This window comes from Paenibacillus mucilaginosus 3016 (genome assembly GCF_000250655.1).
In the GTDB taxonomy this organism is placed as follows: Bacteria; Bacillota; Bacilli; order Paenibacillales; family NBRC-103111; genus Paenibacillus_G; species Paenibacillus_G mucilaginosus.
This window is the reverse complement of the sequence record NC_016935.1, coordinates 6,929,333-6,942,704: the sequence shown is the minus strand read 5'-3', so window position 1 is coordinate 6,942,704 and position 13,372 is coordinate 6,929,333. Positions and strand designations below refer to the sequence as shown.

Sequence of the window (13,372 nt, the reverse complement as noted above, 5' to 3'; positions counted from 1 at the left end):
CCGGGGGAGAGAGACCGTGAAGCTCATCAGATCGCTGTGGGGAAAATGGAAAGAGAGCCGCTTGTTCGTGAAGCTGATCGCCGTGATGGTGGTCAGCATTGTCGCCGTATCGGCGACCACGTCGTGGATTACGCTGCACATGTCGGTGAAGCTCTTCACCGATACGTTCGGGATTACCAATGCCAAGGTGATCTCCCAGATCAAGACGAACATGGACTCGTTCCATTATACAGTCATCACCGCTGCCAACAACGTGTTCCAGAGCGGGACGGTCAAGTCGTTCCTGACCGAAGGGGACAGCGATTCCCTGACGATGGCCCGGCAGTACGGCGCGATCCGCCAGGAGATGGACAGGATTCAGTCGATCATCGACGCCTATCAGGTCAGCATCACGATCAGCGGCGTCAACGGCCGGAGCTACTCGACGGACCGGTCCCTGCTGCCGCTGCAGGCCAGGCAGCTCGAGGGATTGGAGATGACGCGCAGGGCCCTCGAGCAGCCGAAGAAGATGACCTACCAGTATTACCGGCCGGGACCTTCGGATGTGGGAAGCAAGGAACCGCTGATCGTCGCCACGCAGGCGATCCGCGAACGCTCGACCGGGGAAGTCTACGGCACCCTGTATGTGGCGGTCCGGGAGAGCGACTTCCGCCAGTTCTATGCGAGTTTCTCCAGTGTCGGCAACGATGTATTCCTGCTCGACCGGACGGGCCTCATCGTCTCGAGTAATAGAGAGGATTACAGGGGAGAATATACCCCGGACCTGCTGCGGTATGCTTCGCAGATTACCGAACAGCAGGTGCGGACGATGGAAGGGAAGGTATGGGGAAAGGACAGCATTATCCTCGCGGAGGAGCTGCCTTTCTACGATGTGTACCTCGTGAATGTCATTGACAGTGAGCTCGCCTCGGGCCAGATGCTCAACAAGCAAGCGATCGTCCTCACCTGCTCCCTGTTCGTGCTCGGAGCGCTGGTCATCGTCTTCCTGATTACAAGAGGCATGACCCGGTCGCTGACGCTGCTCGTCCGCCAGATGTCGCGGATTACGGAGAACGACTTCACGAATTACGTCTCGGTGACAGGCAGCTACGAGACGCGGCAGGTCGGCCATGCCTTCAACTATATGCTTGACGAGCTCCACGAGTATGTCGACGAGCTGGTGGCCACGCAGAAGGAGCAGCGCAATGCGGAATTAGCGGCGCTGCAGCGGCAGATCAATCCGCATTTTCTGTACAACACGCTCGCTTCGGTCAAGTTCCTGGTGCAGCAGGACAGCAAGGAGAAGGCGGCGGCGACGATCCACGCGCTGATTACGCTGCTGCAGAATGCGATCGGGAACGTCAGCGAGACGGTCACGGTGGAGCAGGAGATATCCAATCTCAAAAGCTATGTCTTCATCAACCATGTCCGGTACGGGGACCGGGTTCGGGCCAATTTCTTCATCGCCCCCGACTGCCTGCATTATCACGTACCGAAGCTCATGATCCAGCCGTTCATCGAGAACGCGTTCTTCCACGGCTTCAACCGCAAGCAGCAGGGCACCGTGCATGTGCTTGTGGCCAGAGAAGGGGAGACGCTGGTCTGCGAGGTCGTCGACAACGGGGACGGCATCGAAGGGCTGACCGGGGAGCACAAGCTGCCGACGGACGGAGGGAAGAGCCACTTTTTCTCCGGGATCGGGATTCAGAATGTGCATGACCGCATCCAGCTGCTGTACGGGGAGCCGTACGGGGTAGCGATTACAAGCCGGCCCGGCGAGGGGACGCGGGTCAAAATCCGCCTGCCGCTCCTGGAAAGCTAAAGAGAGTACAAGAAAGCCAAAAAGAGTACAAATGCATAAAGAAAGCGGATACAAATTCACAAATAAAGTACAAAAGCGGACAATGATTCTCCTAACGGCATCGCCCACCCTTTCGGTATGATACATGTATAAGCGCTTACACATTCTGCTTCAGTTCAACGGATCATACTCATTGGGGGAATGAAAAAGATGAAGAAAACGATTGCAGTATCGATGGCAGCTCTTCTGCTTGCAGCAGGATGCTCTTCCGGCGCGACCGAGACGCCGAAGAGCGGAAGCGGGGAAGCCGCCGAAGCGGTGAAAGACGTGACGATCTGGGCATGGGACCCGAACTTCAATATTGCAGCTTTGAACAAAGCGAAGGAAGCTTACCAGGCCAAGAATGGTGACGCTAACATCAACATTGTGGAGAATGCGCAGGCAGACATTATCCAGAAGCTGAACGCCGGCCTCAACTCCGGAACGACCAAAGGGCTGCCGAATATCGTGCTGATTGAGGACCTGCGGGCGCAGAGCTTCCTGAGCGCCTATCCGGATGCCTTCTACGATCTCTCCTCCGTGATCAAAGGAGCCGACTTCGCCGACTATAAGTCCGGCCCGACCTCCTTCGGAGGCAAGCAGTACGGGGTGCCGTTCGACTCCGGCGTGACCGGGTTCTACTACCGGACGGACTATCTCGAGCAGGCCGGCTTCAAGGCCGACGACCTCAAGAATATCACGTGGGACCGCTTCATCGAGATCGGCAAAGCGGTGAAGGCCAAGACCGGCAAGGCGATGATCTCTCTGGATCCGAACGACCTCGGCATCATCCGGGTGATGATCCAATCCTCGGGCTCCTGGTACCTGGACAAGGACGGCAAGACGCCGACGCTGGCCGGCAACAAGGATCTGAAGGAAGCGTTCGAGACCTATAAGAAAATGATGGAGTCGGACATTGTCCGGATGCACTCCGACTGGAGCCAGTTCGTGGCCGGCTTCAACAACGGCGAAGTGGCGTCGGTGCCGACCGGCAACTGGATTACCCCTTCGATCAAGGCGGCGAAGGATCAGTCGGGCAAGTGGGCTGTGGCGCCGATTCCGAAGATGGCGGGCAATGCCAAGTCCGTGAATGCCTCGAACCTCGGCGGCTCCTCGTGGTATGTACTGAACGTGCCGGGTAAGGAAGCGGCGGCGGATTTCCTCGCGAAGACCTTCGCCTCGGACGCGGACCTGTACCAGAAGCTGGTGACGGATGTCGGCGCGCTCGGCACCCTGAAAGCGGCTTCGAGCGGCGCAGCCTATGAGAAGGGCGACGAGTTCTTCGGCGGCCAGAAGATCACAGCCGACTTCGCGGAGTGGACGAAGCAAATTCCTAATGTCAACTATGGGATGCATACGTACGCGGTGGAAGATATCCTGATTGTCGAAATGCAGAACTATCTGAACGGCAAGGACATTGAGAAGGTGCTAGGCGACGCGCAGGCCCAGGCTCAATCGCAGCTGAAGTAGGAACGAACATGACGGCAGGGAAGGGCTGCCGGACGGTGGCGCCCGAGCGGCGCGGGCCGTCCGGACAGCATTCCCTCCAGAAAGGAGGCGAGAGAACAGGATGAATAATACGGCAAAGGTAAAGGCGGTCATGACCTCCGCACCTAAGCGAAAGAAGGGCTTAAACTCGAATTACAACCGGGTCGGATGGGCATTCGTGTTCGTGGCCGTCGCCATGATCATCGCATTCTACTTCTACCCGATGGCCGAGGCGCTGCTGCTGAGCTTCCAATCCGGCAAGGGCTCGAATCTGACCTATACGGGACTTGGCAACTATGAGCGGCTGCTGACGGATACCACGTTCCTCACCACGGTGAAGAACACCCTGATCTACCTGGTGATCCAGGTGCCGGTCATGATTATCCTGGCCCTGTTTATCTCGGTTCTGCTCAACGACAGCAAGCTGAAGTTCAAGGGCTTCTTCCGGACGGCGATCTTCCTGCCGTGCGTGACTTCCCTCGTAGCGTACTCGGTTATTTTCAAATACCTGTTCGCATCGAACGGCCTGGTCAATGCGCTGCTCCTGAAGGTCGGGCTGATCTCCGGCCCGATCCAGTGGATTACCGACCCGTTCTGGGCGAAGATTACGATCATTCTCGCCATAACTTGGCGCTGGACCGGCTATAACATGATTTTCTACCTGTCTGCGCTGCAGAATATCGATAACTCGATCTATGAAGCGGCCCGGATTGACGGGGCTTCGGCCTTCCAGCAGTTCTTCAAGATCACGGTTCCCCTGCTGAAGCCGATCATCCTGTTCACCTCGATTACCTCCACGATCGGGACGCTCCAGCTCTTCGACGAGGTCATGAACATCACGAAGGGCGGACCGGGGAACGCGACGATGACGATCTCGCAGTACATTTACAACCTGTCGTTCAAGTATTCGCCGGACTTCGGTTATGCGGCAACCGTCTCGTATTCGATCCTGATCATGATCGTCGTGCTGTCTATCGTGCAGTTCAAGCTTGGAGGTGAAAAGAATGGCTAAGCTCCGGCGTACGTTCATCTATCTGTTCCTGAGCGCGGCCGCCTTCGTCTCGTTCTTCCCGTTCCTATGGATGGTGATCTCCTCCACGAACCGGTCGGTCGATGTCACGAGGGGGACGCTGCTGCCCGGCACCCACTTCATGGCGAACCTGCAGAAGCTGCTGGACAGCACGGAGCTCATCCAGGCGCTCGCTAACTCCGCCAAGCTCTCGCTGAGCACGACATTCCTCGCGCTGCTCATCGCTTCCTTGGCCGGGTACGGCTTTGAGATCTTCCGCAGCAAGGCCCGGGACATCGTCTTCACCGTGCTGCTGCTGTCGATGATGATCCCGTTCGCGGCGATGATGGTGCCGCTCTACCGGATGTTCGCCCGCATCTCCCAGGTCGTTCCCGCCATCGGGATCGACACGATGTATGCGGTCGTCCTGCCGACGGTGACCACGGCCTTCCTCATCTTCTTCTTCCGGCAGAGCACGAAAATGTTCCCGAAGGATATGATTGAGGCGGGTCGGATCGACGGGCTCACCGAGCTCGGCGTCTTCTTCCGGCTCTACGTGCCGACGATGAAGACCACCTACGCGGCTGCGGCGATCATCACGTTCATGTCGAGCTGGAACAACTATCTGTGGCCGCTGGTCGTGCTGCAGTCCCCTGACAAGATCACGATTCCGCTCCTGATCTCGAACCTCGGGTCGAGCTATTCGCCGGATTACGGCCTGATCATGACCGCCATCGTCATCGCGACGGTGCCGACCGCTCTCGTGTTCTTCCTGATGCAGAAGCATTTTGTGGCGGGCATGACGGGGTCGGTCAAATAGCTGCTCCATTCGTTACCATTACGCGAACCGCGTCCTAACACCAGGGCGCGGTTTTTGCCGTTCCCGGACTCGGGCGTCACCGCCGGCCGCCTGTCCAGGAAGCCGTCCCTGGTCACCAAACCCGTATAGATGGTCACCAGACCAAAAGACAGCCTGGCCGCCCCCGTGGGATAATGTGAGAAAGAAAGCGAAGGAAACCAATGAATAGAAGGGGGCATGGAGCCTAATGCAAATGCAATCGGCGGTCAATCCCGCCGTACGAAAGGAGAAGGAGAGGCGTTCGGTGTGGCGGCGGCTGATGGCCCAGAAGGAGCTGCAGCTGATGGTGCTGCCGGGCATCTTGTTCCTGATCGTGTTCAAGTTCTTCCCGATCTACGGCATGCAGCTGGCCTTCAAGGAGCTCTCGGTGACCAAGGGCATCTGGGGCAGCCCCTGGGTCGGGCTGCAGCACTTCGAGGACCTGTTCACCTCCCCGGCGTTCGGGACGGTCATGTACAACACGGTGATGATCTCGCTGCTCAAGCTTGTAATCCTGACCCCGCTGCCGGTGCTGTTCGCCCTGCTGCTCAACGAGATCCGCTCTTCGAGACTGAAGAGCGCGTTCCAGGGGATCTCGTATCTGCCGCATTTTCTCTCCTGGGTCATTGTCGGGGGCTTGATCCTCACGGTGCTCGGCAAGGATGACGGGACGCTGAACAATGTCCTGATGGCCATGGGCTTCATCAGCGAGCCGATCTTCTTCATGGGCACGCCGGAGTACTTCTGGCCGATCCTGATCATCACGGAGAACTGGAAGGAGATGGGCTGGGGGGCGATCATCTACCTGGCCGCCATCGCGGGTATCGATCCCGAGATCTATGAGGCGGCCAAGATGGACGGGGCGAACCGGTTCCAGCAGATGCTGCGGATCACGCTGCCTTCGATCCTGACGACGATCGTGATCCTGCTGATCCTGCGGATCGGCTACGTGCTCGACGCGGGGTTCGACCAGATCCTCGTGCTGCGCAACCCGGTGATCCAGGAGGTATCGGACATCCTCGATATCCATGTGCTGGAGGCGGGGCTGCAGGAAGGGCGGTACGGCTATGCGACGGCGGTCGGGATGTTCAAGAGCGTCATCGGGTTCGCGCTCGTATGGGGCAGCAATGCCATCGCCCGGCGGTTCAATATGGGCATATGGTAAGGAGGGCATGGAACAATGAAGCGAACGCTTGGAGAGCGGACCTTTGACTACTTTAATATCACCCTGATGGTGCTGCTCAGCCTCGGGACCCTGTATCCGTTCATCAATACGCTGGCGATCTCGTTCAGCGACGGGCTGGACGCCCAGAAGGGCGGGATCTACCTGTGGCCCCGCCAGTTCTCGGTGAGCTCCTATCAGGTGGTGTTCTCGGACAAAACGATCATCGGCGCGTATATGGTGACCCTGTCGCGGACCGCGCTCGGCATGCTCGTGACCGTATTCTGCACGGGCCTGCTGGCTTACGGCTTGTCCAAGAAGGGGCTGATGGGCCGCCGGGGCTACCTGCTCATCTGCGTCTTCTCGATGATATTCTACGGCGGGCTGATCCCGACGTACCTGCTCTACAAGGAGATGGGGCTGCTGAGCAATTTCCTCGTGTACATCATTCCGGGAGCGATCAACGTCTGGTACATGATCCTCATGAAAACCTTCTTCGAGCAGCTGCCCAAGGAACTGGAGGAGTCGGCGATCATCGACGGCTGCGGCTACTTCAGCACGTTCTACCGGATCATCATCCCGGTATCGATGCCGATCGTGGCGACCATCTGCATCTTCGTGGGGGTCGATCACTGGAATTCGTGGTTCGATGCGTACATCTTCAACAACAATCCGAAGCTGCAGCCGATCCAGACGTTCCTCTACAAGATCATCGCGCTGTCGCAGACACCGGTTACGAATGCAGCCCAGTCCCAGCTGATGGACCGCCTCAAGGCGAACCAGATGACGATCAAGGCGGCTTCGGTGGTGATCACGGCCGTGCCGATCTCGCTGATCTACTTCCTGTTCCAGAAGCATTTTACCAAGGGGCTGATGGTCGGCGCGATCAAGGGCTAGCGGATCTTCCTATGAATCGGGATTGTCAAATGAATCTATACCAATTAATATAAACCTAAATGAATGGGGTGTCGTACCGTATGAAATCCTGGAAGAGAAAGCTTCCGCAGACCGTTCTCGCCGTCAGTGTGGCCGCTTCGCTGACCGCCTGCTCCGGAGGGGCATCGAATGAGACGCCGGAGACACCGGCTGCGGCGGAGAACGCCGACCCGAACGCGCCGGTCACGGTAGAGGCGTCGTGGATGTACGAGTGGTGGAAGCCCAAGGTGTGGGGCAGTGACCCTGTTACGAAAGCGCTTACCGAGAAGACGGGCGTGACTTTCCAGTTCAACGGCGTATCCGGAGACGGCAACGAGAAAGCGAGCATCATGCTGCTTGCCAAAGATTACCCCGAAGTCATGTGGATGGACCGGGGTCCCGTGCTCGACAAGTACATCGCTGCGGGGGCCCTGTACCCGATCGACGAGCTCGCGGAGAAGTACGGCTACAAGGACATCCTGACGAAGCATATCCCGCAGGGGGCGGTCGATGCGCTGCGCAAGCCGGACGGTCATGTGTACGGAATCCCGAACTGGTTCAACGAGAAAGGGGAGTTCTCCGTCGGCGGCTCGTTCAGCGTGAGGAACGACATCTATGCGAAGCTCGGCACACCGCAGTTCAAGACGGTCGACGAGCTGACCGAGTACCTGCGCAAGGTCCGTGACAGCAAGCTGACCATAGACGGCAAGGCGGTGTACGCCATCGGCTTCCAAGGCGTTACCGAAAATGTCGAGCGGATCGCCAATCTGTGGGGCGCCCAGAACTCCAGTTCCCGTTACTACGATGCCGGAGAGAAGCGGGTGAAGCATTTTATCCGCGGCGAATCCACCCTGAATGCCCTCAAGTGGATGAACACGCTGTACAAGGAAAAGCTGCTCGACCCCGAGAATTTCACCTACAAGACGGAGCAGTTCGACGAAGCGGCCGCCAAGGGAAGGTATGCCGTCATCGTGGCGAACTTCTGGGATCTCTGGAAGGCGAGCGAAGTGCTGAAGATGACGGACCCGCAGGCCTTCTACAAGGCGGTGCCGCATCCGGCGGGCACGGCCGGCGTGAAGCCCAACGGCGACGGCTACGACAAGACGGGCTGGAACGTGGCGGTCATCACGAAGAACGCGAAGAATCCGAAGAAGATCATGGAATTCTTCAACTACTACCTGAGTCCGGAAGGGCAGATTCTCTCCTTCTACGGGATCGAGGGCCAGACCTGGGAGAACGTGAACGGCAAGCCGATGCTGAAGCCGGGCGTATACGAGGAGATCATGAAGGATTCCGAAGGCTACGGGAAGAAAACGGGCGTCCGCTACCTCGACCTCAACCAGTACCAGAAGTACAACTGGGAGCGGGATGCGGAAGCGCCGGACCGCCGTGCGGACCGTGCCCTTGTGGAAGCGGTGAACTTCGATGCGACCCAGCTGCGCATCCTGACGCTGAACGGCGAGTCCAAGGAAGGGATCGCGTTCGCGAACATGACCTCCGCCATCGACACGGAGCTCACGAAGATCATCATGGCCGGCTCCCAGGAGGAAGTCGTCACGCTGTATAACGAGCTGATCAAGAAGCTCGAGAAGCAGGGGCTGAAGGGGGTCGAGGACGCCTGGACGGCCATGTATAACGAGAAGAACAAGTAAGAGGGGCAGCGGAGCTGGCCGGTCCGGAGCATTCGGGCGGGCCGGCTTCGCTGTCGCTGTTGAAGATGAGAGGCTGCCGGACAGCCGCAGGAGGAGAGGGTGGGGCTATGAAGATCCGTACGTCACTGCAGCTCAAAATGGTTACGGCCTTCGCGCTGGTGCTGGCGCCGCTGATCATTTTTCTGTATTACATCACGCTGTACTCGATGGACGTTGTCCGGGTACAGGTCGCGCAGTCGAACCAGAATCTGCTCGCCACATACGTGCGTCAGATGGACCAGTCGATCGCCGGCATGACCAATTATCTGTACAAGCAGGTGCTCAGCGACACGGACCTGAAGACAGTCGGCATCTACGAATACGGCTCGGAGGCGTACGACCTGTCGCAGGTGGCCCTCTCGAAGAAAATGTACATGGAGCTCAACAACCATCCGGCGGCAGGCGCCTTCTTCGTCTATGACAGCGATGCGGACAACTTCATCGTCAGCTACCGGGACAAGGACCTGCGGGACGAGGAGCTTGTCGCCATCAAGGCGCATACGCAGGCGGCCGTGCCCTCTACGGCCTGGAGTGTGGTGACCCAAAATGGATCGCACTCCCTGCTCAAGGTCGTATCCTTTGACGGCAGGGTGTACCTCGGCGCCTGGGTGCCGCTGTCCGGTCTCACCCAGTCGATCAAGCCGTTCAACTTCGGCCGGGAGGGGGAGATCTTCCTGCTCTCGGCCGAGGGCGTCCCGCTGACACCGACCACGCTGGCCCCGCACGATACGCAGTCGCTCCGGCAGCTGCTCGGCGACCGGCAGGAGCCCTACCGGATTCTCGCCGATTCGCGGGAAGGCGGCGGCAGCCGGCTGACCCTGTGGATGAAGCTCGGCGAGACCGACCTGTTCCTTGTGATTTCGATCCCGGAGAAGAACGTGCTGCTGCAGCTGCCTTTTTATAAGAAGATGATCTATGCGATCCCGCTCGTGTGTATGGCGGTGCTCTGTGTCTACTACTTCATCCTGCGCCGGATTCTCCTTGTGCCGATGAGCCGGCTGCTCGGCGGGATGCGGAAGATGGTGCACGGCGACCTGAGCGTGCAGGTGAAGGAGGAGCCACCCGGCGAATTCTCCTACCTGATCCAGACCTTCAACCAGATGGGGACCGAGATCCGCGATCTCAAGATCGATATGTACGAGGAACGGCTGAAAGTGCAGCGTGCGGAGTTCAAGTACCTGCAGGCGCAGATCAATCCGCATTTTTACCTCAATACCCTCAACATTATCTATAACGCTGCCGTGCTCCGGGAGACGGAGACCGTGAAGACCCTTGCGCTGCACCTGGCCGAGTTCTTCCGCTTCCGCATCCGCAAAAATACTGAAGAGGTGCCGGTCCGCGAGGAGATCGCGTTCGTCGAAGGCTATCTGGCGATCCAGCAGGTGCGCTTCCCGGACAGCCTGACCTGCCGCATCGACGTCGAGCCGGCATGCGAAGGAGTGATGATTCCGCCGCTGACCATCCAGACCCTGGTTGAGAACTGCATGGTGCACGGGTTCAAGGGAGAGGTGGAGTCGCTGCAGATCGGGATCCGGGTGAGGTCGCTCATGGAGGAGCCTGCCGGGTATTCGGAGCCTGTAGGGTATCTTGAGCCAGTAGGGTATCTTGAGCCTGTAAGGTATCTTGAGCCTGTAAGGTATCTTGAGCCTATAAGGTATCTTGAGATAGAAGTCTGGGATACCGGCGCGGGATTCCCGGCGGAGAAGCTCAAGGCGATGAACACCAGCGAATACTTCATGAACGTGTCGGATTCGGACAGTCATATCGGCCTGTGGAATGTGTATCACCGGCTCCGGATGAAGCATGGGGACCGGGCATCCATCTCCTTCCATAATAAAGAGCCGCACGGGGCGGCGGCGGTCATCCGAATTCCGGCCGTACTGCAGGGTTCAGGAGCGGAAGGGAAAGGAGAAGTGAAGGGCAGCGGGGAGGGGGAGGCGTCATGCATTCTTTATTGATCGTAGACGACGAAAGGACCGCAGTCCGCGGCTTGGTGCAGGGCATCGAATGGACGGAGCTTGGGGTGAGCGAAGTATATGAAGCCTACAATGCCAAGCAGGCCAAGGAGCTCCTGGCCGCGCACGACATCCACCTCCTGATCTGCGATATCGAGATGCCGGGGCAAAGCGGCATCGAGCTGCTCGAGTGGGTCAACGAGCATTCGGAGAGCACCGTTTCGGTCTTCCTGACGGGCCATGCCGACTTTCAGTATGCGCGCAAAGCGCTTCAGCTCGGGAGCCTCGACTATCTGCTGAAGCCGGTCAGGCACGAAGCGGTGCGGGAAGCGGCCGGGCAGGCACTGGCAAGGTGGAGACAGAACCGGCAGACCCGGTCGTACGGCGAGCTTCACGAGCAGTATGTGCGGCAGTGGGAAGCGCAGCTGCCCTATCTCGTCGAGCGGTTCTGGCAGGATCTCATCAACCGGCGCACCGCACCGCATCCGCACGAACTGGGCGCCGCTCTGAAGCAGTACGGCATCCCCCTGCGGGGGGAGGACGGCGTGCTTCCGATCCTGATCTCGGTCGAGATGTGGAAGGAGGAGCTGACGGCCAGAGACGAGGAGATCATGGAATACGCGCTGCGCAAGGTGGCCGCGGAGATGATGCTCGAGGCGCTGCCGGGTACGGTCATCCTGGACCGCAGCGGAGTCAACCTGGTTCTGGTCTATGCACCGGCGGGAGGTGCGCTGGACATGGAAGAGATCCGGCGCTTATGCCAGGAGTATATCAGGTACGGCGAAAGGCATTTCAAGTGCAGCCTGTCCTGCTATGTCGGGGAGAGAACGGAGCTGCTGCGGCTGCCCGCGGGCTTCCAGGACCTGCTCGAGATGGAGCGGGTCAACGTCTCCGCTTCGGGCACGGTGCTGATGAGGGCGGACGCCCCCGCGGCCGGGAAGCCCCCGGGCGGGGATCGTATAGCCTCACCCGTGCCAGTGGCTGACTGGGTGCTGCTCTTCGAGCACGGACGCGCCGCGGAGCTCATCGGCGGGATCGAGGAGCGGTGCAGCGTGCTGGAGAGCAGGGGGAGCCTCAGCAAGGAGGAGCTCGATTGCCTGTATGCGAGCGTGCTCTATACGCTGTTTACCGCTTTTCACAAGAAGGGGTTGTCGGTGTACGACGCGTTCGGACGGAGGGACCTCATCGATCCGGCGTCCGGCATCCGCAGCTTCTCCCAGTTCCGCCTGTGGGCCGGCAAGGTGGTGGGGGCGGGGATGGCGTATTACCAGACACATGCCGGCGGCGATTCGGAGCTTATCGGCAGGGTCAAGCAGTACATTGCCGAGCACCTGCACGAGGAATTCTCCCGGGAGGATATCGCCGAAGCGGTCTATCTTAACCCCTCGTATCTCTCGCGCCTGTTCAAGAAGCAGACGGGGGTCTCGCTCTCCGACTACATCATCCACGAACGGATGGCGGAAGCGAAGCGCCGGCTGGCGGGCACCTGCCTCAGCATCGGCCAGATCGCCGAGGCGGTGGGGTATATGAACGTGTCGCATTTCATCACGATGTTCAAGAAAGTGACCGGCGTGACGCCGATGAGCTACAGGAAGGGGTAATGGATCGGTACGAACATCAAAAAGCTCAAGCCTTGGGGCTTGAGCTTTCCTTCCTTAAATCATCCAACCTGCCCCAAGAACGATGACCAGCAGAATGTAAAGGACCAGGATTGTCGCTGTGCTGGTGTAGAAGCCTTTTACGCAGCTCATGGTGTTTCCTCCCTTCGGAACCGATACGGTATTGTACGAATGTTTATTATGAAATGCTTAGGCTGTAATCATAATTGGGCGGTCGTTTTCGTGCTGCCAATAGAGCCATTGGGCGGTCCGGATGGCCTCTCCCCAATGGCATGATGCGGCCCCTTGATACCTGTGAATCCCTCAGCCGCCTTTTTACATATCGAAGAACATTTCATGTTGTTGCAGGGAAATTATGTATCGTATAATAAAAAAAGGAATAACATGCTTTGTTGTGCCATTCATATCCATAAGTGATATAGGTGCCGAAAAGTACCTTTACACCACGCTTTTTCTATTTTGGAGGTAACGATGTCCATGGAGCCACAACGGAAACGAAGGTACATGATCCCGGCGGAGGCTACGATCGAGGTGATCGGAGGCAAGTGGAAGACCCTGATCCTGTGCCACTTGTCGTATGGCCCCAATCGAACGAGCGAGCTGAAGAAAGCCATGCCCGACATCACGCAAAAAATGTTAACCCAGCAGCTGCGGGAGCTCGAAGAGGACGGAATGATTCTCAGAACGGTCTACAATCAGGTGCCGCTCAAAGTGGTCTATGAACTGACGGAAACCGGAGAGTCGCTGCAGTCCATATTGGATCAGATGTGCGAGTGGGGAGAGAAGTATATTCAGGGACACTTCAGCAAAAAGGAAGCTCCCCGAGCGGAATGATGATATGAAAAATGAGCCGGCCATGACTACAGGGCCGAGCTC

General features: G+C 58.4%; 11 protein-coding genes. 10 read left to right on the top strand and 1 reads right to left on the bottom strand.

Translation table 11 applies throughout. From position 1 onward, the window contains the following. Positions 1-16 precede the first annotated feature (16 nt). The 9 genes from PM3016_RS28630 to PM3016_RS28590 all read left to right on the top strand — a co-directional run bounded on the left by PM3016_RS28630 (position 17) and on the right by PM3016_RS28590 (position 12,478). Positions 17-1,801, top strand: a complete 1,785-nt coding sequence (locus PM3016_RS28630; protein ID WP_014371851.1) for a cache domain-containing sensor histidine kinase — start codon at positions 17-19, stop codon at positions 1,799-1,801. A gap of 189 nt (positions 1,802-1,990) precedes the next feature. Beyond that, positions 1,991-3,289, top strand: coding sequence for an ABC transporter substrate-binding protein (locus PM3016_RS28625; RefSeq protein WP_014371850.1), 1,299 nt, complete (start codon positions 1,991-1,993; stop codon positions 3,287-3,289). A gap of 130 nt (positions 3,290-3,419) precedes the next feature. Further along, positions 3,420-4,319: a carbohydrate ABC transporter permease gene (locus PM3016_RS28620; RefSeq protein WP_187296797.1), complete on the top strand. Its 900-nt coding sequence runs from the start codon at positions 3,420-3,422 to the stop codon at positions 4,317-4,319. Continuing rightward, positions 4,312-5,136 (top strand): carbohydrate ABC transporter permease, encoded by an 825-nt coding sequence (locus PM3016_RS28615; protein WP_013919920.1) that lies wholly within the window; start codon positions 4,312-4,314, stop codon positions 5,134-5,136. Before PM3016_RS28620 ends, PM3016_RS28615 begins: the two co-directional genes overlap by 8 nt. Positions 5,137-5,362: 226 nt before the next feature. After that, on the top strand, positions 5,363-6,319 hold the full coding sequence (locus tag PM3016_RS28610) for an ABC transporter permease (protein ID WP_014652435.1): 957 nt from the start codon (positions 5,363-5,365) through the stop codon (positions 6,317-6,319). Positions 6,320-6,334: 15 nt separating this feature from the next. Beyond that, a complete protein-coding gene (locus tag PM3016_RS28605; protein WP_013919918.1) occupies positions 6,335-7,213 on the top strand; it encodes a carbohydrate ABC transporter permease in 879 nt (292 codons plus the stop codon). A gap of 80 nt (positions 7,214-7,293) precedes the next feature. Beyond that, positions 7,294-8,883 carry an extracellular solute-binding protein gene (locus PM3016_RS28600; RefSeq protein WP_016362921.1) on the top strand — a complete coding sequence of 530 codons (1,590 nt, stop codon included), beginning with the start codon at positions 7,294-7,296 and terminating at the stop codon, positions 8,881-8,883. 107 nt (positions 8,884-8,990) lie between these two features. Then, the gene (locus tag PM3016_RS28595) at positions 8,991-10,880 is read left to right on the top strand and encodes a histidine kinase (RefSeq protein WP_014371847.1); all 1,890 of its coding nucleotides are present in this window, start codon (positions 8,991-8,993) and stop codon (positions 10,878-10,880) included. After that, complete coding sequence (locus PM3016_RS28590) at positions 10,865-12,478, top strand: response regulator (protein ID WP_014371846.1); 1,614 nt, start codon at positions 10,865-10,867, stop codon at positions 12,476-12,478. Before PM3016_RS28595 ends, PM3016_RS28590 begins: the two co-directional genes overlap by 16 nt. 54 nt (positions 12,479-12,532) lie before the next feature. Here the strand turns inward: PM3016_RS28590 and PM3016_RS37650 are convergent, their stop codons facing one another. Next, entirely contained in the window at positions 12,533-12,628 is a 96-nt protein-coding gene (locus PM3016_RS37650; protein WP_014371845.1) for a YjcZ family sporulation protein, read from the bottom strand. Positions 12,629-12,967: 339 nt separating this feature from the next. On the opposite strand from PM3016_RS37650, the gene PM3016_RS28585 reads away from it, so the two are divergent. Beyond that, positions 12,968-13,330 carry a winged helix-turn-helix transcriptional regulator gene (locus tag PM3016_RS28585; protein WP_014371844.1) on the top strand — a complete coding sequence of 121 codons (363 nt, stop codon included), beginning with the start codon at positions 12,968-12,970 and terminating at the stop codon, positions 13,328-13,330. The last annotated feature ends 42 nt before the right edge of the window (positions 13,331-13,372 follow it).

What these genes read in the sequence shown, in the direction of transcription:
- PM3016_RS28590 (WP_014371846.1), top strand. Translation starts at nt 10,865, where the DNA reads ATGCATTCTTTATTGATCGTAGACGACGAAAGGACCGCAGTCCGCGGC.
- PM3016_RS28625 (WP_014371850.1), top strand. Translation starts at nt 1,991, where the DNA reads ATGAAGAAAACGATTGCAGTATCGATGGCAGCTCTTCTGCTTGCAGCA.
- PM3016_RS37650 (WP_014371845.1), bottom strand. Translation starts at nt 12,628, where the DNA reads ATGAGCTGCGTAAAAGGCTTCTACACCAGCACAGCGACAATCCTGGTC.
- PM3016_RS28600 (WP_016362921.1), top strand. Translation starts at nt 7,294, where the DNA reads ATGAAATCCTGGAAGAGAAAGCTTCCGCAGACCGTTCTCGCCGTCAGT.
- PM3016_RS28585 (WP_014371844.1), top strand. Translation starts at nt 12,968, where the DNA reads ATGTCCATGGAGCCACAACGGAAACGAAGGTACATGATCCCGGCGGAG.
- PM3016_RS28610 (WP_014652435.1), top strand. Translation starts at nt 5,363, where the DNA reads ATGCAAATGCAATCGGCGGTCAATCCCGCCGTACGAAAGGAGAAGGAG.
- PM3016_RS28595 (WP_014371847.1), top strand. Translation starts at nt 8,991, where the DNA reads ATGAAGATCCGTACGTCACTGCAGCTCAAAATGGTTACGGCCTTCGCG.
- PM3016_RS28615 (WP_013919920.1), top strand. Translation starts at nt 4,312, where the DNA reads ATGGCTAAGCTCCGGCGTACGTTCATCTATCTGTTCCTGAGCGCGGCC.
- PM3016_RS28605 (WP_013919918.1), top strand. Translation starts at nt 6,335, where the DNA reads ATGAAGCGAACGCTTGGAGAGCGGACCTTTGACTACTTTAATATCACC.
- PM3016_RS28620 (WP_187296797.1), top strand. Translation starts at nt 3,420, where the DNA reads ATGACCTCCGCACCTAAGCGAAAGAAGGGCTTAAACTCGAATTACAAC.